Here is a 19,905-nt window from a genome sequence, read left to right as displayed (position 1 = left end):
ACTTACAGTATCTGGCTCTTGTTCCGGGCCGTCACCTCGGCCCTGCGTTGCGCCAGACCCGCGGCGTCGAGTTCCTGGGTGCCGGAGATCCGCTTCTCGGCGGCCAGCGCGGGTTCGGTGACCCCGGCCCAGCCGCGCTGATAGATCTCCTTGAGGCCGGCCATGGTCGGCGCGTCCACCTCGGCGACCTGGGCGGCCAGCTCGAGGGCGCGGGGTAGGAGCCGCTCGTGGGCCACCACCTCGGTGACCAGACCGATGCGTTCGGCGCGCGCGGCGTCGACCACCTCACCGGTCATCGACAGCCGCCGCGCCATGCCGGCACCGACCCGCTGCGGCAGCCGGGCCGTCATGCCGCCGCCGGGCAGGATGCCCACCCGGGCGTGCGTGTCGGCGAAAACCGCGCGCTCCGAGGCGATCAGGAAGTCACAGGCCAACGCCATCTCGAGGCCGCCGGTGAACACCGGACCGTTGACGGCGCCGATCACCGGGATAGCCATCTCGGCGGGTTTGGTGATGCAGTGGTGGCTCTGGAACCGGGCGAAGTACTCCCGGCCGTGCTGCTGGGCCTCCTTGAGGTCGACGCCGGCGCAGAACGCCGGGTCGGTCCCGGTCAGGACCGCCACCCGCACCGCCGGATCGGCCTCCGCGTCGCTCAGGGCGGCGAAAAGCGCCTCGATCAGCTCGCGCCCCAACGCGTTTCGCGCCTCGGGCCGGTTCATGGTGACCACGCGGACCGCGCCGTGGTCGGTGGTGTGCACGACAGTCATGGTCCGACGTTAGCGCGCGGCGCCTCGGGCTCGTCGAACGTGCGCTTCGATCCGCCTGTGCGGTGTGTTGCGGATGAAACTGCTGCTTCGGCGAGCCAGGCGGGGCGGGCGGTCACCGTGACTGTGCGTCCTCATACGCCATAGCGGCGTAGTAAGAGCGCTATGTCGAAGAACGCTGATGAAAAAGACGTCCTCCTGATGTCGTTAACGGGCTTGGAATCCCAAAACATCAAGGAGGACGTCATGACTCAGGGTAGTAGCTTGTCGCGAGGTGACAAGCGTCGTAATGCGCGGTTGGCTCAGATGCGCGGGTTGGTTCCGTTATGCAACGCGATCGTGGGGATCGATCTGGCTGACGAGAAGCAGGCCGTGGTGGTCACTGATCACGATTCGCAGGTATTGGCTCGGCGCCGGGTGCGGGCCAAGGCCTGGAATCTGACTCCGGTTCTGGCGTGGGCTCGTCACGTAGCCCGTGAGCACGGTTACATCGATGTGACGGTCGGGTGTGAGCCGACTGGTCATCGGTGGCGGGTGCTGGATCAGCTTGCTGCCCAACAGGACATGGCCTTGGTGTGTGTGCAGCCGTTGCTGGTGGGGCGGGCCCGTGAGGCCGAGGATTACACCCGCGACAAGAGCGACGACAAGGACGCGGTGTTGATCGCCCGCCTCGTCGGACAGTTGCGCTGCTATGCCCCTGAGCGTGCCGATGAGACCTGGGCGCGGTTGCGTCAGCTCGGTGCCCGCCGGGAACAGCTGATCGTCGAGGCGACTGCGTGCGTGCAGCAGCTGCGGGATCTGCTGGAGTGCGCGTGGCCTGCGGTGTTGGGTGCGGCGGGGTCGCCGTTTGACTCCACCAACTGGTGTGCCGCGCTGGCGGTAGTGCTGAAGCGCTGTGATGGTGACCCGACACGACTGGCCCGGCTGGGCCTGGTGCGGTTCCAGGCTGCGGTGCGCCGCGAGCTGCCCTGTTGGGGTGGCCAGCGGCTGTGGCGGCGCATCGTCGGCGCGGTCTTCGCTTCGCTCACCGATCCGGCCGGGGTGATTACCCAACGTCGTGGGGCGTTGGAACGTGCGGGGTGGGTACTGGCCGATTGGCACTCGACTAAGGCCCGACTGGCTCAGGTGGAGGGTTGCATGGTCGACATCCTCGACCAGCTAGAACTCACCGCCCTGGTCACCAGCATTCCCGGCGTCTCGGCCATAGGCGCGGCAGCGATCCTGGCCGAGACCGGCGACCCCACCCGCTTCGACACCCCCCGCGCACTGGCCAAACACGCCGGACTCTGTCCCCGGGACAACAGCAGCGGCACGGCTACCGGCCGGTCCAGGATCTCCGGTCGCGGTCGGCCTCGGCTACGCCTGGCAGCGTGGCGCGCGGTCTGGGGGGCGTTGCCCAGTAATCCGGTAATGGCTTCCCGTTACCGATACCTGACCACCCGAGCGGACAACCCATTATCGGATGGACAGGCCAGGGCGGCGATCGCTGCAGCATTGCTGCGCTGGTTGCACGTCATCACCACCCAGCGCGTCAGCTGGGATCCTGTGATGGCCGGCGTCAGCGAAATATCTCCTGCAGCTTGAAACAACCTCTACACACAATCCACCTGAAGAGCAGGTTGGGCCAAGCTCCACGCGGCGTAGAGGACCACCTCGAGCGACACCCTGAGCAGGCCCACCCGTCCCTCAACGAACTCGATTGCACGCTGTCGGGGACCACCCCGTTTGACGAACTACGTTGAGACGCAGGGAACGGGTCGGCCCCCAACCCCTTGACTAAATCCTCTTACGTTGGTGTCGCGGAGGAAACTGCTGCTTCGGCGACGCATGGGGCCGACGTCAGCGCAGGAACTGGGTCGAACTGTTCGCCAGATCCAGCAGCGGCTGCGGCAGCGCACCCAGCGCCAACGTCACCACCGCGGTCACCGCCACCGTCGCCTTGCCGGCCCAACTGGGGGCGACGACCACGGGGGCGTCCGGGGGTGGGTCGGTGAAGAACATCCACACGATGACGCGGACGTAGAAGTAGGCGGCGATGGCGCTGGCGATGACGCCGACGACCACCAGCGGCATGGCCCCGCCCTCGCCGGCGGCTTTGAACACCGCGAACTTGCTGACGAAGCCGCTGGTCAGGGGGATCCCGGCGAAGGCCAGCAGGAACAGCGAAAACACCACGCCCACCACGGGATAACGTCGGCCCAGCCCGGCCCAGCGGGCCATGTCGGTGTCCTCGGCGCCGGTGGGGTCGCGGACCAGGCCCACCACGGCGAACGCCCCGAGCGTGGAGAACCCGTAGGCGAACAGGTAGAACAGCGTGCTCGAGACGCCGCTGTCGGTGAGCGCGATGACGCCGGTCAGGATGAAGCCCGCGTGCGAGATCGCCGAATAGGCCAGCAGCCGTTTGACGTCGGTCTGCCGCACCGCGACGACCGTGCCGATCACCATGGTCGCGATGGCCACCGCCCACATCATCGGTCGCCAGCCCGCCTGCAGGCCGGGCACCGCGACGTAGAACACCCGCAGCATGGCGCCGAAGGCGGCGACCTTGGTGGCCGCGGCCATGAATGCGGTGATCGGCGTGGGCGCGCCCTGGTACACGTCCGGGATCCAGGAGTGGAACGGCACCGCCCCCACCTTGAACAGCAGCCCCACGGCCACCAGCACCAGCCCGATCAGCGCCATCGTCGAGGACCGCCCGACGGGTTCGGCGACGGCCTCGGCGATGCCGGTCAGCTCGAACGTGCCGCTGTAGCCGTACAACAACGCGACGCCGTAGAGGAAGAACGCCGACGAGAACGCGCCCAGCAGGAAGTATTTCAGCGCGGCTTCCTGGGAGAGCAGCCGCCGGTGCCGGGCCAGCCCGCACAGCAGATACAGCGGCAGCGAGAGCACCTCCAGCGCGATGAACATCGTCAGCAGGTCGTCGGCGGCCCCGAACAGCAGCATCCCGGTGACCGCGAACATCGTCATGGGGAAGACCTCGGTCTGCATGACGCCGACGCGGGTGGCCTCCTTCTCCGCGACGCTGCCCGGCACCGCCGCGGCCTGCGGCGTGAACCCGTCCAAACCGCCCGTCCCGCCGCCATTTTCGGCCGGCAGATGACGTTCGGCGATCAACAGGATGCCCAACACGGCGATCACCAGCACCGTCGCCTGCAGGAACAGGGCGGGCGCGTCGATGGCCACCGAACCCATCATCGCCGAGTTACCCGGCCCGCCACCGAGATCGCGCAGCAGCAGCACCACGGCGACCAGCGCGGCGGCCAGCCCGCCGAGACTCAACACCAGCTGGGTGCCGTACCGCAGATTGCGGGGGAAGAACGCCTCGACCAGCACACCGGCCACGGCGACGCCGACCACGATCAGCATCGGGGAGAGCTGGGCGTACTCGACGGACGGCACGTCCACAGCAAGCAGGGCGGTCATTCCGCGGCTCCTTCCGCGACCACCGGGGCCGGGTCGGTGTGACCGATGGTGGTCAGCGTGTGCTCGACGGCCGGATTGATGACATCCAGCGCGGGTTTGGGATAGATGCCCAGCACCAACAGCAGCGCGATCAACGGCGCGACCACCGCCAACTCGCGCGGCACCAGGTCGCGGACCTTCTCGCTGCCGTCGGCCACCGGGCCGGTCATCATCCGCTGGTACATCCACAGCACGTAGATCGCCGAGAGCACCAGCGCCGAGGACGCGACGACGGCGAGCACCGGATACCGGGTGAAGGTGCCGATGAGGACCAGGAACTCACTGATGAACGGTGCCAGCCCGGGCAGCGACAGGGTGGCCAGGCCGGCGACCAGGAACGTCCCCGCCAGCACCGGCGCCACGGTCTGCACCCCGCCGTAGTCGGCGATGGTCCGGGAACCCCTGCGCGACACCAGGAATCCGGCGATCAGGAACAGCGCGGCGGTGGACAGGCCGTGGTTGATCATGTAGAGCGTCGAGCCGGACTGGCCCTGGCTGGTCATCACGAAGATACCCAGGATGATGAAACCGAAGTGCGAGATCGAGGTGTAGGCGATCAGCCGCATGAAGTCGGTCTGCCCGAACGCCAGCACGGCCCCGTAGACGATGCTGATGACGGCCAGCACCATGACCGCCGGGCCGAACAGCGAGGCCGAGTCCGGGAACAGTTGCACGCAGTACCGCAGCATGCCGAACGTGCCGACCTTGTCGACCACGGCCATCATCAGCACCGCGGTGGCCGGTTTGGACTCCACCGCGGCGTCGGGCAGCCAGCGGTGGAACGGCCACAGCGGGGCCTTGATGGCGAACGCCAGCATGAACCCGAGGAAGATCGCGTGCATGACCGCGGGGTTGACGGCCAACTCGCCGGCCGACACCGCGGCCACGATGGCGCGGAAGTCGAACGTGCCGCCGTCGAAGGCGTCGCTGTCGGCGGTCACCACGTACAGCCCGATGATGGCCGCGAGCATCACCAGCCCGCCGAACAGGTTGTACAGCAGGAACTTCACCGCGGCCCGCGACCGGCCCGCGCCGCCGAACCCGCCGATGAGGAAGTACAGCGGAATCAGCATCGCCTCGAAGAACACGTAGAACAGCAGCACGTCCAACGCGCTCAGGGCGATCAGCACCATGCCCTCGACGGCCAGCGTCAGGGCCACGTAGGCGTGCGGCGCGCGCCCGGACAGCAGCGGCTTGTGCCCCGCGACGTCATCGGCGTCGGTCCAGCCGGCCAGCAGCAGCAGCGGCACCAGGACCGCCGTCAGCACCACCAGGGCCAGGGCGATGCCGTCCAGGCCCAGCAGGTAGCCGGTGCCGAACGACGGGATCCACGCCATCTCCTCGACGAACTGATACTGCGCGCCGGCCGGGTCGAACCGCACGACCAGCAGCACCGCGATCGCCAGCACCGCCAGCGACACCGCCACCCCGGCCAGCTTGGCGAACCGCTGCAACCGCGCGGGCAACACGATGATCAGCGCGGCGCCGACCAGCGGCACGGCCCACAGCACGGTCAGGATCGGGAAGTCGTTCACCGCCACACTCCCGTCAGCAGGACCGCGGCCACCATCAGGCCGGCGCCGGCGAGGATGGTCAGGGCATACGAGCGCGCGAAGCCGGTCTGCAGGCGACGCAACGCCTCCGAGCAGCGACTCACCAGCGTCGCCAACCCGGCGCCCACCCCCTCGATGGCGTGGTCGTCGATGCGCACGAGTTCCTTGGTGAGCTCCTGACCGGGCCGCATGAACACCGCCTCGTTGAACGCGTCGCCGTACAGATCGCGGCGCGCCGCGCGGGTCAGCGCCGACACGTCGGTCGGCGCGGTCTGCGGCACCGGGCGCCGCGCGTAGGCCCGGTAGGCGACGGCGACACCGATGAGCACCACCGACAGCGTGATCGCCGACATCACCCACACCGGCACCACGTGGTGGGCGTGCGCGCCGTCGGGGTTGACGACGGGTTCGAGCCAATCGACCAGCCGGCCGCCGAGGGCCAGCAGGGCGCCGGCGCCGACGGAACCGACGGCCAGCACCACCATCGGCAGGGTCATGCTCGGTGGGGATTCGTGCGGGTGGGCCTCCGGTGACCAGCGACGCGGTCCGAAGAACGTCAGGATCATCACGCGGGTCATGTAGAACGCGGTGATGCCGGCGCCCAGCAGCGCAGCCCCGCCCAGCAGCCAGCCGCGTAGACCGCCTGCCGCGAACGCGGTTTCGATGATGGCGTCCTTGGAGAAGAAGCCGGCGAACGGCGGCACACCGATGATGGCGAGGTACCCCAGCCCGAAGGTGACGAAGGTGATCGGCATCAGGGCGCGCAGGCCGCCGTAGCGCCGGATGTCGGTCTCGTCGTTCATGCCGTGCATCACCGATCCGGCCCCGAGGAACAGCCCGGCCTTGAAGAAGCCGTGGGTCAGCAGGTGCATGATCGCGATCGCGTAGCCCACCGGTCCCAGGCCGGCGGCCAGCACCATGTACCCGATCTGGCTCATCGTCGAGGCCGCCAGCGCCTTCTTGATGTCGTCCTTGGCGCACCCGATGATGGCGCCGAACAGTAACGTGACCGCGCCGACCGTCACCACCGCGGTTTGCGCGTCCGGCGCCAGGTTGAACACCGGGCCCGAGCGCACGATCAGGTACACCCCGGCGGTCACCATGGTGGCCGCGTGGATGAGCGCCGAGACCGGCGTGGGGCCCTCCATCGCGTCGCCGAGCCAGGACTGCAGCGGCACCTGGGCGCTCTTGCCGCACGCCGCGAGCAGCAGCAGCAGGCCGATCGCGGTCAGCGCCCCGGTGGACGCGCCCGGAGTCCCGGCGAAAACCCCGGCGTAGGACAGGGTTCCGAATTGGGCGAACATCACCATCATGGCGATCGCCAGGCCGATGTCGCCGACCCGGTTGACGACGAACGCCTTCTTGGCCGCCGTCGCCGCGCTCGGCTTGTGCGACCAGAACCCGATCAGCAGATAGGACGCCAGGCCCACGCCCTCCCAGCCGACGTAGAGACCCAGGTAGTTGTCGGCCAGCACCAGCAGCAGCATCGCGGCGACGAACAGGTTCAGGTAGGCGAAAAACCGCCGCCGGCCCGGGTCGCCGGCCATGTAGCCGATCGAATAGACGTGGATGAGCGCGCCGACCCCGGTGATCAGCAGCACGAAACACACGCTCAGGGCGTCGAGTTGCAGCCCGAAGTCCACCCGCAGCCCGGCGACCGGGACCCAGGAGAACAGGCGCTCGCCGATGACCCGGCCGGCGGCGTCGCGCCCCAGCAGATCCGCGAAAAGCACCGCGGCCCAGGCGAACGAGGCCGCCACCGTGGCGCACCCCAACAGGTGGCCCCAGCCGTTGGTCCGTCGCCCACCGAGCAGCAGCACCGCGGCCCCGGCCAGGGGCAGCGCGATCAGCGGCCACAGCATGGTCGTCATCGCGGCCCCTCCCGCACGGCGGAGAGGAACGGCGTGATGATGTCGACCGGCAGCGGGAAGACCACCGTGGAGTTCTGGTCGGCGCCCAGCTCGAGCAGCGTCTGCAGGTAGCGCAGCTGCAGCGAGGCCGGGCTCTTCGACAGCGTCTCGGCGGCCTGCCGCAGCTCCTCGGAGGCCTGCAGTTCGCCGTGCGCGTTGATGATCTTGGCGCGGCGCTCCCGCTCGGCCTCGGCCTCGCGGGCCATCGCGCGCTGCATGGATTCCGGGATCTCGACGTCCTTGATCTCGACCACCGTGACCTCCACACCCCAGTCCTGGGTCTGCTTCTCGATGATGGTGCGCAGGTCCTGGTTCAGATCGTCACGGTGGGCCAGCAGCGTGTCCAGGTCGGCCCGCCCCAGCAGGGAGCGCAGCGTGGTCTGCGCGATCTGCGAGGTCGCCACGGAGAAGTTCTCCACCGCCACAATGGCGTTCACCGGATCGGTCACCTTGAACATCACCACCGCGTTCACCCGGGCCGGCACGTTGTCCTTGGTGATCACCTCCTGCGGCGGAATGGTCAGCGTGACCACCCGCTGATCGACCCGCACCAACCGGTCGAGCACGGGGATCAGCAGCTTGACCCCGGGGCCGTACAGCGGTCGGAGCCGGCCGGCGCGAAACACCACCCCGCGCTCGTACTCGGGCAGCACCTTCAGCGACAGGACGAGCAGGACAACGATGATCAGGACAACGGCGACAACGGGAATGATCCAGGTCATCGACTGTCACTATCCTTTCTCGCCGATCCCACGCCCCACCTCGTGGAGTACTTGTCGATGGCGGCGGCCACCGACTCCTCCTGGGCGGTCCGATGCGGCAGATGTGCGGGGGGCTCCACCTTGTTGGTCCACAGGTGCTTGAACAGCGGCGCGCAGATCAGCGCCACGGTGAGCGCGGCGATCAGCGACACCAACACGTCGGCCGGACTCTGCTTGGCGACGGCCTGGGCCAGCGGCATCAGGATCGCCAAACCGGCCACGGCGCAGGCGATCCCGCGGTGGAACCGGCCGGCCTCCGAGAACGGCCACGGATCGACCTGGCGGCTGATCTCGCGGCCGTGCGACGAGGTGGTGCAGTCGTGCTTGACCGGGCAGTGGTTACAGATGGTGGGTTTGGCGCGGTAGCGCATCACCCGGTTGTTCGGGTCGAACGACGTGGGCCACAGCCATTGGTCCTCCGGGCATTTCCAGGCGTCGTGGTCGGGGTGGTAGACGAAATCGCCGGTGCGCCAGGCCGCGGCGCGGTGCGAGGCGCGTTTGGCCATCGCGTCGAAACCCCACGCCACCATGGCCAGCAGCAGCGCGTACGCTGCGAACAGCCAGGTGTCGATGTCGGGAGGAGTCACGGCCGGCCGTCCCCGTCCGCCGCGCCCTGGGGCAGCTCGACGTAGAGCGGATCGTCGGGCAGTTCCTCGACGGGCTCGGCCGTCCGGCTCTGCCAGAAGCTCCGGACGGCGATCCAGGACATCCAGATGAAGGGCAGGATGCCGCCGCCGATGAAGACGATGTCGCCGGGCATCCGCATCCACTCGAGCACCACGTTGCCGGGCTGGGTGATGTAGCCCAGCGAGCGGGCCTCGAAGTAGCCGTCGTTGACCGAGGCGTAGAGCTGCAGCACACCGAGCGGCAGCAGCGTGGCGAACACCATCCAGGCCAGGCCGATGTTCAGCGACCAGAAGCTCAGCCGCGCAAGCTTTTCCGGCCACTTGTCCGCGGGGATGATGTAGCGGTAGGCGAACATCGCCACGCCCATGGCCAGCATGCCGTACACGCCCATCATCGCCCCGTGCGCGTGATTGGCGGTCAGCGCGGTGCCGATCTGGTAGTACGACACGATCGGCAGGTTGATCAGGAAGCCGAACACCCCGGCGCCCAGGAAGTTCCAGAAACCGACCGCGACCAGGAACATCACCGCCCACCGGTGCGGGAAGGGCTTGGTGTCGCCGGTCTGCTGCCGCGAACCGAGCTGCAGGAAGGTCCACGCCTCGACGGTCAGGAAGGTCAGCGGGATCACCTCGGCTGCGGAGAAGAACGCGCCCAACGCCATGTGCTCCACCGGGGTTCCGGAGAAGTACAGGTGGTGCATGGTGCCGATCACCCCGCCCGCCGAGTACAGGATGATGTCGAGGAAGATGATGCCCAGCGCGATCCGCTGCCGCACCACACCCAGCAGCACGAAGATGTAGGCGACCATCACCGTGGTGAACAGCTCGAGGAAGTCCTCGACCCACAGGTGCACCACCCAGAACCGCCAGAAGTCGGCGATGGTGAAGTGGGTGTCGCTGCCGGCCAGCAGCCCGACGGCGTAGAACGCGGGGATCGCCAGACCGGCGAAGAAGAACATCCACGGCATGCTGGTCTTCGGTGCGGTCTTCAGGCTGGCCCGCAGGCCGCGGAAGATGATCGCGATCCACAGGAACAGCCCGATGATCAGCAGGATCTGCCAGATCCGGGGGAGGTCCAGGTACTCCCACTGCTGGGAGAGCAGGGTGCCCTCGGGGATGATGCCGAAGATCGACAGCGCCTCGCTGATCAGCGACCCCACCACCACGACGGTGACCGCACCGAGCAGGCCGTAGGTCAACCAGTGCTGCCGCTTCGGTTCGCGCCGGGTGATGAACGGCGTCAGGAAGATCCCCGCGGCCAGGAAGGCCGCCGCCGGCCACAGCAGCGCCAGTTGCACATGCCAGGTCCGGGCCAGGTTGTAGGGCAGCAGGCTGGACAGATCCAGGCCGAAGAACGAGCTCAGGTCGGCGCGGTAGTGCTCGGTCAGCGCGCCGAGCAGGGCCTGGACCAGGAACAGCAGGGAGATGATCGCGAAGAACCACACCGTGGCGCGCTGCGAGCTGGTCAACCGCACCTCGCCGGGCTGCTTGTAGGAGATGGCGGGCGCGTCGGTGGCGTGCCAGCCGATCTTCTGGCTCCAGCGCCCGTAGACGGCGAACAGGATCCCGGTGCCGCCCAGCAACGCGACCAACGAAAGTGTCGACCAGACCACCAGATCGGCGGTGGGGCCGTTGTTCACCCGCGGTTCGGCCGGCCAGTTGTTGGTGTAGGTGTAGTTGAATCCCGGCCGTTCGGCCGCCGACGCCCACGCGCTCCAGGCGAAGAACGCCGTCAGGTCGTCGATGTCGGCGGCCTCGGTGATCAGGTTGGGGGACAACCCGATGCTGCGCGCGTCGGGGCCGAAGTGCGCCGCGTAGTGCTCGCGCAGGCGATCGAAGGCGGCGGCCTGCGCCTCGGTGAACACCAGGGTGTCGGTGGCCTCGTCGAAGCGGTTGGTCCGGAACTCGCTGACCACCCGGTCGTGCACCTGCGCGACGCCGGCCTCCTCGAACTGCGCGGTGACGTCCTCGGTGGCCCGTCGCAGGTAGTCGGCGGTGTAATCGGGTCCGAGGTAGGCGCCGTGGCCGTGCACCGATCCGTACTGCATCAACCCGCGGGCCTGGAACAGTTCCTGGCCGCGGGTGATGTCCTCGCCGGTGAACAGCACCGCGCCGGTCTCGTCGACCACCTGCTGGGGCATCGGCATCGAGGCCGTGTAGGTGCGGTAGGCCAGGATCCCCATGACGAAGAACCCGAAGATCATCACCAGGGCCACACCCTGCACCCAGGTCTTGCCGATCGGTGAGTCGTGTGGATCCGGCGACGGGCGTTGAGGATCGCGAGAAGTGTTGATCGCCATAGCCGCCAAACCTCCTAGGGTGCCTTGAACTGCAAAGAGCTAATGCTTGAGCAGATTCACCTCATCGACGTTCGCCGACCGGCGGGACCGGTAGATGGCCATGATGATCGCCAGGCCCACCACCACCTCGCAGGCGGCGACCACCATGGTGAAGAACGCGACCACCTGCCCGTCGAGTTGGCCGTGCATGCGGGAGAAGCTGACGAATGCGAGGTTGCAGGCGTTGAGCATCAGTTCGACGCACATGAACATGATGATCGCGTTGCGGCGCAACAGCACTCCGGCGGCGCCGATGGTGAACAGCAGCGCCGAGAGGTAGAGGTAGCTATCGGGATTCATCAACACCTCGGTGCTCGAATCCGCGGGGTGCCAGCACATCGCTCACCGAGATGTCGGCCGGCGATCCGTCGGGCAGCAGCGCGGGGATGTCGACCGCGTTGTGCCGGGCGTACACCCCGGAACTCGGCAGCGTCGTGGGGTGGCCGTGGCCACGGAAGCGTTCCTGGGACAACTCCCGCTGAGTCTTGCGCCGCCCCAGGCGCTCCCGGTGCGCCAGCACCATGGCGCCCAGCGAGGCGATGATGAGCAGCACGCCGGTCAGCTCGAAGGCCCACAGGTAGCGCGTGAAGAGGAGCGTTGCCAGATCTTCGACGTTGTAGGCGGGGTCGGGGCCGACGGCGGGAGTCCATCCCGTCGCCGACACGGTACCGAGGCCGGCGATCAGCAGGACGCCGAAGCCCAGGCCCGCGACCGCCGCGGCAATCCGTTGCCCGCGAATGGTTTCCACCAACGACTCCACGGAATCCACGCCGATCAGCATCACCACGAACAGGAACAGCATCATCACGGCGCCGGTGTAGACCACCACTTGCACCACACCCAGGAACAGGGCGCCTTGCGCGACGTAGAGCGCCGCCAGGCTGATCATGGTGGTGGCCAGGAAGATCGCCGAGTAGACCGCTTTGGGTGCGGAGACCACGCCCAGGGCGCCGACCACCGCGATCGTGGCCAGCACCCAGAACGCGACGGCTTCGGCGGTCATGTCACGTTGCCCTGGATCTCGCCCAGGACGTTGCCCAGGTAGTAGTCGTCGTCGGTGGCCCCCTCGGCCATGGCGTGCGGGGGAGCGGACATGCCGGGTTCCAGCGGCGCGAGCAGCTTGTCCTTGCCGTAGATCAGATCCGACCGGTTGTCGTCGGCCATCTCGTAGTCGTTGGTCATGGTCAGCGCCCGGGTGGGGCACGCCTCGATGCACAGCCCGCAGCCGATGCACCGCAGGTAGTTGATCTGGTAGACCCGCCCGTAGCGCTCACCGGGCGAGAACCGTTGGGCCTCGGTGTTGTCGGCGCCCTCGACATAGATGGCATCGGCGGGGCACGCCCACGCGCACAGCTCGCAACCGATGCACTTCTCCAGCCCGTCGGCGTACCGGTTCAACTGGTGGCGCCCGTGATAGCGGGGCTGGGTAGGAATCTTCTCATCGGGATACTGCTCGGTGGTCGGCTTCTTGAACATGGTCGAGAACGTCACCCCGAAACCGGCGAGCGCGTCGAGCAATTTAGCCACGAACCTCCTCCTTGCTGGGGATCGGCGGGACGGGGAAGTGCGAACTGTCCGGGCTGTCGGGCAGGCGCGGGACCGCGTCCCGGGGCCGGCGCCGACGGTTCCAGACCGCCAGCAGCACGCCGACGAGCACGGTGAAGCCGACGTAGAGCACGACGGTCACCCAGGGGCCGGCCCCGTCGTTGCGCAGCGTCTTGGCGGTCGCGACCGTCAGGATCCACGCCAGCGACAGCGGAATCATCACCTTCCAGCCCAACACCATGAACTGGTCGTAGCGCAGCCGCGGCAGGGTCGCCCGCAACCAGATGTAGAAGAACAGGAAGCCCCACACCTTGGCCGCGAACCAGATCAGCGGCCACCACCCGGTATTGGCGCCGTCGATCAGACTGATCGGCCAGGGCGCGCGCCAGCCGCCGAGGAACATCGTGGCGGCCAGCGCCGAGACCGTGGTCATGTTGACGTACTCGGCCAGCATGAACATCGCGAACTTCAGCGATGAGTACTCGGTGTGGAATCCGCCGACCAACTCGCCCTCGGCCTCGGGCAGGTCGAACGGTGCCCGGTTGGTCTCGCCGACCATGGCCACCAGGTAGACCGCGAACGACGGCAGCAGCAGAAAGATGAACCAGGTGTGTTCCTGGGCGGCGACGATGCCGGAGGTCGACATGGTGCCCGCGTAGATGAACACCGCGACGAACGACAGCCCCATCGCGATCTCGTAGGAGATGACCTGCGCCGACGAGCGCAGTCCGCCGAGCAGGGGGTAGGTGGACCCCGACGACCACCCCGCCAACACGATCCCGTACACCCCGATCGAGGTGACGGCCAGCACGTAGAGCACTGCCACCGGAAAGTCGGTGAGTTGCAGCGGCGTCTGGTGCCCGAAGACGGAGACCACCGGTCCCATCGGGATCACCGCGAATGCCAGGATGGCCGGGATCACGGCGATCACGGGGGCCATCAGGTAGATCGGCTTGTCCGCGCCGGCCGGGATGAATCCCTCCTTGAGCGCCAGCTTCACCCCGTCGGCCAACGACTGCAGCAGTCCCCACGGCCCGACCCGGTTCGGGCCGTGCCGCATCTGCATGCGGCCCAATACCTTTCGTTCCGCCAGGATGGCGACCAGCACGGTCAGGACGAGGAAGGCGAAGATCGCCACGGCCTTGAGCACGATCAGCCACAGCGGGTCATGACCGAAGACGCTTGCGTCGGGGTGGGTCACGGGGCATCGGCCCGTTCGATCCGCACCACATCGCCGCTCACCGCACCCAACTGGGCGGCCACCGCGCTGCCCGGTGAGTTGGCCGGCAGCCACACCACGCGCTCGGGCATCTCGGTGCACACCAGCGGCAGCGCGATCGCGCCGCGGTCGGTGCGCACCGTGAGCAGATCCCCCTCGGCGACGCCGACCTCGGTGGCCGTGGCCGCCGACAGCCGCGCCACCGGCGGCCGGGCGGTACCGGCCAGATGCGGTTCGCCGTCCTGTAATCGGCCCGCATCCAACAGCATTCGCCACGTCGAGAGCACGGCTTCGCCGGGGCCGACGGATACCTCGCGAACCGGGTGCTCGGGGACGGCCGGGCGGTTACCGTGCCAGCTCGGATCCTCGGCACCACGCAGGCCCAAGTCGACCCCGAGTTCGTCGGCCAGCGTCTGCAGCACGCGCGAATCCGAGGTGGCGTTGCTGGGCAGCGCGGCGTCGAAGGGGCGCGCCCGGCCCTCCCAGTTCAGGAACGCATCGGCCTTCTCCACCACCGGCGCGACGGGGAACACCACGTCGGCCAGGGCGGTGACCTCGCTGTGCCGCACCTCGAGGCTGACGACGAACGGGGCGGCGGACAGCGCGATCCGGGCGGCGACGGGGTCCGGCAGGTCGGCGAGTTCGACACCGCCGACCACCAGCGCCCCGAGGTCACCGGCGCCCGCGGCGGCCAGGATGCCCGCGGTGTCGCGGCCCGGTGCGGCCGGCAGCTCGGTGCTGTGCCAGGCGGCGGCGACGGCCGCCCGTGCGCCGGCATCGGCGACCGGATGGCCACCGGAGAGCAGGTTGGGCAGACAGCCGGCCTCCAGCGCCCCGCGCTCACCGGCGCGCCGCGGGACCCAGGCCAGCCGGGCACCGGTGCGGTCGACCAGCCGGCCGACCGCCGAGTAGCCGCCGGGGCTGGTGGCCAGCCGCTCGCCGACCATGATGACCGAGCCGGCGGGTAGTTCGTCGGCCAGCCCGTCGAGGGCCGCGGCCTCGCCGCCGGGCGCGGTCATCACCAACTGGCCGTCCAGCTTGGTCAGTCCGAGGGAGGCGAACGGCGCCACCGACAGCACCGACAGGCCGTGTTTGCGGACAGCCTTGCGCAGCCGCAGGAACACGATCGGGCATTCCTCTTCGGGCTCGAAGCCGACCAGCAGCACCGCCGGCGCGGATTCCAGGTCGGCGTACGTCACGGCCATCCGCCGGCCGGCGACCCGGGCCGCCAGGAACTGGGCCTCTTCCGCGCTGTGCGGGCGGGCCCGGAAGTCGATGTCGTTGGTGTCCAGCACCATGCGGGCAAACCGGCTGTAACCCAGGGCATCTCGGGCACTGACCCGCCCGCCGACCAGGACCCCCGTCCGGCCCACCGCCGCGGCCAGCCCCGCCCCGGCCACGCTGATCGCCTCCGACCAGGAGGCCGGTCGCAGCGCCCCGTCGGGTTCGCGCAGCAGCGGGGTGTGGATGCGGTCGCCCTGGGTGGCATAGGTGAACGCCCAGCGCCCCTTGTCGCAGTTCCACTCCTCGTTGACCTCGGGATCGTCACCGGCGAGGCGCCGCATCACCTTCCCGCGCCGGTGGTCCGTGCGCTGGGCACAGCCGGCCGCGCAGTGTTCGCACACGCTGGGGGAGGACACCAGGTCGAAGGGCCGGGCCCGGAACCGGTAGGCCGCGCCGGTCAGCGCGCCGACGGGACAGATCTGCACGCTGTTGCCGGAGAAGTACGAGTCGAACGCCTCGCCGGGGGCGATGCCGACCTGCTGCAACGCCCCGCGCTCGAGCAGTTCGATGAACGGGTCGCCGGCGATCTGGTTGGAGAAGCGGGTGCAGCGCGCGCACAGCACGCACCGCTCGCGGTCCAGCAGGACCTGCGCCGACAGGTGGATGGGCTTCGGGAAGGTGCGCTTGACGTCGTCGGTGAACCGGGTCTCGGGCCGGCCGTTGGACATCGCCTGGTTCTGCAGCGGGCATTCGCCGCCCTTGTCGCACACCGGGCAGTCCAGCGGATGGTTGATCAGCAGCAACTCCATGACACCGTGCTGGGCCTTGTCGGCCTCGGCGCTGGTGTGCTGGGTGCGCACCACCATGTCGGGCGCCACCACGGTGGTGCACGACGCCATCGGCTTGCGCTGCCCCTCGATCTCGACGATGCACTGCCGGCAGGCGCCGACCGGGTCCAGCAGCGGATGGTCGCAGAACCGTGGGATCTGCACACCCATCAGTTCGGCCGCCCGGATCACCAGGGTGCCCTTGGGTACCGAGATCTCGACGTCGTCGATGGTCAGGGTGACCATCTCGACGGGCGGGGCCTCCGGGTCGTGCTCGGCCAGCGTCATGCGTCCACCTCCTCCGGTGCGACGAGCATCGAGGCGTGCGGATCGAACGGGCACCCGCCGTTCAGGTGGGCCTCGTATTCGCCGCGGAAGTACTTCAACGACGACTGGATGGGCATCGCCGCCCCGTCGCCCAGCGCGCAGAACGACTTTCCGAGCACGATGTCGGAGATGTCGAGCAGCTTGCCGAGATCCTCGGCCGTGCCCTGACCGTTCTCGAGCCGGTGGTAGATCTGCTTGAGCCAGTAGGTGCCCTCCCGGCACGGCGTGCATTTCCCGCACGACTCGTGGGCGTAGAAATCGGTCCAGCGCGCCACCGCCCGCACCACGCAGGTGGTCTCGTCGAACATCTGTAATGCCTTGGTGCCCAGCATGGATCCCGCGCCGGCCACCCCCTCGTAGTCCAGCGGGATGTCGAGGTGTTCCGCGGTGAGCAGCGGCGTCGAGGACCCGCCCGGGGTCCAGAACTTCAGTTCGTGGCCCGCGCGAACCCCGCCGGCGTAGGACAGCAATTCGCGCAGGGTGATCCCCAGCGGCGCCTCGTACTGGCCCGGCGTGGTGACGTGCCCGGACAGCGAGTACAACGTGAACCCGGGCGACTTCTCCGATCCCATGGACTTGAACCAGTCCACCCCGCCGAGCACCACCGGCGGCACCGACGCGATGGATTCGACGTTGTTGACCACCGTCGGGCACGCGTACAGTCCGGCGACGGCGGGAAACGGTGGACGCAGGCGGGGTTGGCCGCGGCGGCCCTCCAGCGAGTCCAGCAGGGCGGTCTCCTCACCGCAGATGTAGGCGCCCGCGCCGGCGTGCACGATGAGTTCCAGATCGAATCCGGTGCCGCCGATGTCGCGGCCCAGATAGCCGGCCGCGTACGCCTCGGCGACGGCGGCCTGCAGTCTGCGCAGCACCGGGACCACCTCGCCGCGCAGGTAGATGAACGCGTGGTTGGCCCGGATGGCGTACGCCGCGATGATCGCCCCCTCGACCAGAAAGTGCGGGGTGGTCAGCATCAGCGGAATGTCTTTGCAGGTACCGGGTTCGGATTCGTCGGCGTTGACCACCAGGTAGTGCGGCTTGGCGCCGGCGCCGGTGGCGTCTTGAGGTATGAACGACCATTTGGTCCCGGTGGGGAACCCCGCGCCGCCGCGGCCCCGCAGGCCGGCGTCCTTCACCAGGGCGATGACGTCGTCGGGCGGCATGGCCAGCGCCTTGTCCAGGGCGCGGTAGCCGTCGTGGCGGCGGTAGGTCTCCAGCGACCAGGGCTCTTCTTCGTCCCAGAACCGGCTCAACACCGGGGTCAGCGCGGTCACCGGCCGTCTCCCTCGTTCGACGTCATGCCGAGTGCCTGGGCCACCCGCAGTCCGGCGAGTGTCGCGGCGCCCGGACCGGTCTGATCGGGTGCCCGGTCGGGATCGGGCAGGCCGGCCAGGGTGCGCGAGGTCTCGGCGAACGAGCAGATCCGGCCGCCGCGGGTCGCGGTCACCGGCTGGTCGGCGCGCAGGCGGTCGACGAGATCCCTGGCGCCCGACGGGGTTTGATTGTCGAAGAACTCCCAGTTCACCATCACCACCGGCGCGTAGTCGCAGGCGGCATTGCATTCGAGGTGCTCGAGGGTGATCTGCTCGTCCTCGGTGGTCTGTCCCGGTTGCACGTCGAGATGCTGCTCGAGGGTCTCGAGGATGGCGTCGCCGCCCATGATCGCGCACAGGGTGTTGGTGCACACGCCCACCAGATACTTGCCGGTGGGGGTGCGGCGGTACATCGAGTAGAACGTCGCGACCGCGGTGACCTCGGCCTCGCTCAGGCCGAGTTGCGCTGCGCAGAAGGAGATCCCGGCCGCGGTCAGGTAGCCGTCCTGCGCCTGGACCAGGTGCAGCAGGGGCAGCAGGGCCGAGCGGGACTGCGGATAGCGCGCGATGATCGCCGCGGCGTCGACCGCCAACCGGTCGGCCACCTGCGACGGGTAGGTCAGCGGCCCCCCGATCGGCGGGCCCGGCTCGTCGGGGCGCGGGCCCAGCGTGAGGTCGACGGTGCGGTTGTTGATCGGCTGCGGCTCGGTCATCGGTCCACCCCGCCCATCACGGGGTCGATCGAGGCGACCGCCGAGATCAGATCGGCGACCATGCCACCCTCGCACATCGCCGCCACCGCTTGCAGATTGGTGAACGACGGGTCGCGGTAGTGCACCCGGTACGGCCGGGTGCCGCCGTCGGAGACCATGTGTACGCCCAGTTCGCCGCGCGGCGACTCGACCGCCACGTAGCACTGGCCGGCGGGCACCCGGATGCCCTCGGTCACCAGCTTGAAGTGATGGATCAGGCCCTCCATCGAGCGACCCATGATGCGGGCGATGTGCTCGGGGCTGTTGCCCAGGCCGTCGGGGCCCAGCGTCAGATCGGCCGGCCAGGCCAGCTTCTTGTCCTCGATCATCACCGGTCCGGGCCGCAGCCGGTCGAGGCATTGCTCGACGATCTTCAGTGACTGCTTCATCTCCTCCACCCGGATGACGTAGCGGTCGTAGCAGTCGCAGTTGGTGCCGGTGATGACGTCGAATTCGTAGTTCTCGTAACCGCAATAGGGTTGCGCCTTGCGCAGATCGTGCGGCAGGCCGGTGGCGCGCAGCACCGGGCCGGTGACGCCGAGCGCCATGCAGCCGGTCAGGTCCAGGAACCCGATGCCGACGTTGCGGGCCTTCCAGATCGGGTTGTCCCGCAGCAGCGCCTCGAATTCGGCCAGCCGACCCGGCAACAGTTTCAGCAGCGCCGCCACCTTCTCGACGCCGCCGTCGGGCAGGTCGGCGGCCAGCCCGCCGGGCCGGATGTAGGCGTGGTTCATCCGCAACCCGGTGATGGCCTCGAACACCGTGAGCACCTCTTCGCGCTCGCGGAATCCGTAGAACATCGCGCTCATCGCGCCGAGTTCCATACCGCCGGTGGCCAGTGCCACCAGATGGCTGGAGATCCGGTTGAGTTCCATCAGCATCACCCGGATGACGCTGGCGCGTTCGGGAATCTCGTCGGTGATGCCCAGCAGCTTCTCGACGCCGAGGCAGTACGCGGTCTCGTTGAAGAACGGGGACAGGTAGTCCATCCGGGTGACGAAGGTGACGCCCTGGGTCCAGTTGCGGTACTCGAGGTTCTTCTCGATCCCGGTGTGCAGGTAGCCGATTCCGCAGCGCGCCTGAGTGACGGTCTCGCCTTCGATCTCGAGGACCAGTCGCAGCACGCCGTGCGTCGACGGGTGCTGGGGCCCCATGTTGACGACGATGCGTTCACCGGCGCTCCCGGACGACGGTTGCCCCGCCGATTCCCGGGCCAGCGCGACGATCTCGTCCCAGTCCTGGCCGCCGAGGGTGACGGTGCGTTCGGTGGTGTCGGTCAT

At 68.6% G+C, this 19,905-nt stretch carries 16 protein-coding genes; 1 reads left to right on the top strand and 15 read right to left on the bottom strand.

Annotation, left to right across the window (positions count from 1 at the left end; genetic code table 11):
- Positions 1–2: 2 nt before the first annotated feature.
- A complete protein-coding gene (locus EL338_RS16555) occupies positions 3–767 on the bottom strand; it encodes an enoyl-CoA hydratase (protein WP_126334742.1) in 765 nt (254 codons plus the stop codon).
- Between the two features lie 162 nt (positions 768–929).
- On the opposite strand from EL338_RS16555, the gene EL338_RS16550 reads away from it, so the two are divergent.
- Complete coding sequence (locus EL338_RS16550; protein WP_126334583.1) at positions 930–2,348, top strand: IS110 family RNA-guided transposase; 1,419 nt, start codon at positions 930–932, stop codon at positions 2,346–2,348.
- Between the two features lie 255 nt (positions 2,349–2,603).
- On the opposite strand, the gene nuoN is transcribed toward EL338_RS16550, so the two are convergent.
- The 14 genes from nuoN to nuoD are packed head-to-tail and all read right to left on the bottom strand — an operon-like array spanning position 2,604 to position 19,905.
- On the bottom strand, positions 2,604–4,190 hold the full coding sequence (gene nuoN, locus EL338_RS16545; RefSeq protein WP_126334741.1) for an NADH-quinone oxidoreductase subunit NuoN: 1,587 nt from the start codon (positions 4,188–4,190) through the stop codon (positions 2,604–2,606).
- On the bottom strand, positions 4,187–5,764 hold the full coding sequence (locus EL338_RS16540) for an NADH-quinone oxidoreductase subunit M (RefSeq protein WP_126334740.1): 1,578 nt from the start codon (positions 5,762–5,764) through the stop codon (positions 4,187–4,189). The genes nuoN and EL338_RS16540 overlap by 4 nt, the downstream gene beginning before the upstream one ends.
- On the bottom strand, positions 5,761–7,653 hold the full coding sequence (gene nuoL, locus EL338_RS16535) for an NADH-quinone oxidoreductase subunit L (RefSeq protein ID WP_126334739.1): 1,893 nt from the start codon (positions 7,651–7,653) through the stop codon (positions 5,761–5,763). Before nuoL ends, EL338_RS16540 begins: the two co-directional genes overlap by 4 nt.
- Positions 7,650–8,414: a slipin family protein gene (locus tag EL338_RS16530; protein WP_126334738.1), complete on the bottom strand. Its 765-nt coding sequence runs from the start codon at positions 8,412–8,414 to the stop codon at positions 7,650–7,652. Before EL338_RS16530 ends, nuoL begins: the two co-directional genes overlap by 4 nt.
- Positions 8,411–9,040 carry a hypothetical protein gene (locus EL338_RS16525; protein WP_126334737.1) on the bottom strand — a complete coding sequence of 210 codons (630 nt, stop codon included), beginning with the start codon at positions 9,038–9,040 and terminating at the stop codon, positions 8,411–8,413. The genes EL338_RS16530 and EL338_RS16525 overlap by 4 nt, the downstream gene beginning before the upstream one ends.
- Positions 9,037–11,379, bottom strand: a complete 2,343-nt coding sequence (locus EL338_RS16520; RefSeq protein ID WP_126334736.1) for a nitric-oxide reductase large subunit — start codon at positions 11,377–11,379, stop codon at positions 9,037–9,039. Before EL338_RS16520 ends, EL338_RS16525 begins: the two co-directional genes overlap by 4 nt.
- A 39-nt stretch (positions 11,380–11,418) precedes the next feature.
- Positions 11,419–11,718 (bottom strand): NADH-quinone oxidoreductase subunit NuoK, encoded by a 300-nt coding sequence (gene nuoK, locus EL338_RS16515; RefSeq protein WP_126334735.1) that lies wholly within the window; start codon positions 11,716–11,718, stop codon positions 11,419–11,421.
- Positions 11,705–12,421, bottom strand: coding sequence for an NADH-quinone oxidoreductase subunit J (locus EL338_RS16510; protein ID WP_126334734.1), 717 nt, complete (start codon positions 12,419–12,421; stop codon positions 11,705–11,707). Before EL338_RS16510 ends, nuoK begins: the two co-directional genes overlap by 14 nt.
- Positions 12,418–12,894: an NADH-quinone oxidoreductase subunit NuoI gene (gene nuoI, locus EL338_RS16505; protein ID WP_235666538.1), complete on the bottom strand. Its 477-nt coding sequence runs from the start codon at positions 12,892–12,894 to the stop codon at positions 12,418–12,420. The genes EL338_RS16510 and nuoI overlap by 4 nt, the downstream gene beginning before the upstream one ends.
- A 43-nt stretch (positions 12,895–12,937) precedes the next feature.
- Positions 12,938–14,101, bottom strand: coding sequence for an NADH-quinone oxidoreductase subunit NuoH (nuoH, locus tag EL338_RS16500; protein ID WP_435404937.1), 1,164 nt, complete (start codon positions 14,099–14,101; stop codon positions 12,938–12,940).
- Positions 14,102–14,160: 59 nt separating this feature from the next.
- The gene (locus EL338_RS16495) at positions 14,161–16,521 is read right to left on the bottom strand and encodes an NADH-quinone oxidoreductase subunit G (protein WP_126334731.1); all 2,361 of its coding nucleotides are present in this window, start codon (positions 16,519–16,521) and stop codon (positions 14,161–14,163) included.
- Complete coding sequence (nuoF, locus tag EL338_RS16490; RefSeq protein WP_126334730.1) at positions 16,518–17,834, bottom strand: NADH-quinone oxidoreductase subunit NuoF; 1,317 nt, start codon at positions 17,832–17,834, stop codon at positions 16,518–16,520. The genes EL338_RS16495 and nuoF overlap by 4 nt, the downstream gene beginning before the upstream one ends.
- The gene (gene nuoE / locus EL338_RS16485) at positions 17,831–18,586 is read right to left on the bottom strand and encodes an NADH-quinone oxidoreductase subunit NuoE (protein ID WP_126334729.1); all 756 of its coding nucleotides are present in this window, start codon (positions 18,584–18,586) and stop codon (positions 17,831–17,833) included. The genes nuoF and nuoE overlap by 4 nt, the downstream gene beginning before the upstream one ends.
- Positions 18,583–19,905 (bottom strand): NADH dehydrogenase (quinone) subunit D, encoded by a 1,323-nt coding sequence (gene nuoD / locus EL338_RS16480; RefSeq protein WP_126334728.1) that lies wholly within the window; start codon positions 19,903–19,905, stop codon positions 18,583–18,585. The genes nuoE and nuoD overlap by 4 nt, the downstream gene beginning before the upstream one ends.

Source organism: Mycolicibacterium chitae, from assembly GCF_900637205.1.
Classification (GTDB): domain Bacteria; phylum Actinomycetota; class Actinomycetes; order Mycobacteriales; family Mycobacteriaceae; genus Mycobacterium; species Mycobacterium chitae.
Note: the sequence above shows the minus strand (reverse complement) of the source record. Positions and strands in the feature narration are given on the sequence as shown.

Excerpts from the sequence above, each read along its gene's own strand:
- EL338_RS16555 (WP_126334742.1), bottom strand. The coding sequence starts at position 767 with ATGACTGTCGTGCACACCACCGACCACGGCGCGGTCCGCGTGGTCACC.
- EL338_RS16550 (WP_126334583.1), top strand. The coding sequence starts at position 930 with ATGTCGAAGAACGCTGATGAAAAAGACGTCCTCCTGATGTCGTTAACG.
- nuoN (WP_126334741.1), bottom strand. The coding sequence starts at position 4,190 with ATGACCGCCCTGCTTGCTGTGGACGTGCCGTCCGTCGAGTACGCCCAG.
- nuoL (WP_126334739.1), bottom strand. The coding sequence starts at position 7,653 with ATGACGACCATGCTGTGGCCGCTGATCGCGCTGCCCCTGGCCGGGGCC.
- EL338_RS16530 (WP_126334738.1), bottom strand. The coding sequence starts at position 8,414 with ATGACCTGGATCATTCCCGTTGTCGCCGTTGTCCTGATCATCGTTGTC.
- EL338_RS16520 (WP_126334736.1), bottom strand. The coding sequence starts at position 11,379 with ATGGCGATCAACACTTCTCGCGATCCTCAACGCCCGTCGCCGGATCCA.
- nuoK (WP_126334735.1), bottom strand. The coding sequence starts at position 11,718 with ATGAATCCCGATAGCTACCTCTACCTCTCGGCGCTGCTGTTCACCATC.
- EL338_RS16510 (WP_126334734.1), bottom strand. The coding sequence starts at position 12,421 with ATGACCGCCGAAGCCGTCGCGTTCTGGGTGCTGGCCACGATCGCGGTG.
- nuoI (WP_235666538.1), bottom strand. The coding sequence starts at position 12,894 with ATGTTCAAGAAGCCGACCACCGAGCAGTATCCCGATGAGAAGATTCCT.
- EL338_RS16495 (WP_126334731.1), bottom strand. The coding sequence starts at position 16,521 with ATGACGCTGGCCGAGCACGACCCGGAGGCCCCGCCCGTCGAGATGGTC.
- nuoE (WP_126334729.1), bottom strand. The coding sequence starts at position 18,586 with ATGACCGAGCCGCAGCCGATCAACAACCGCACCGTCGACCTCACGCTG.
- nuoD (WP_126334728.1), bottom strand. The coding sequence starts at position 19,905 with ATGACCGACACCACCGAACGCACCGTCACCCTCGGCGGCCAGGACTGG.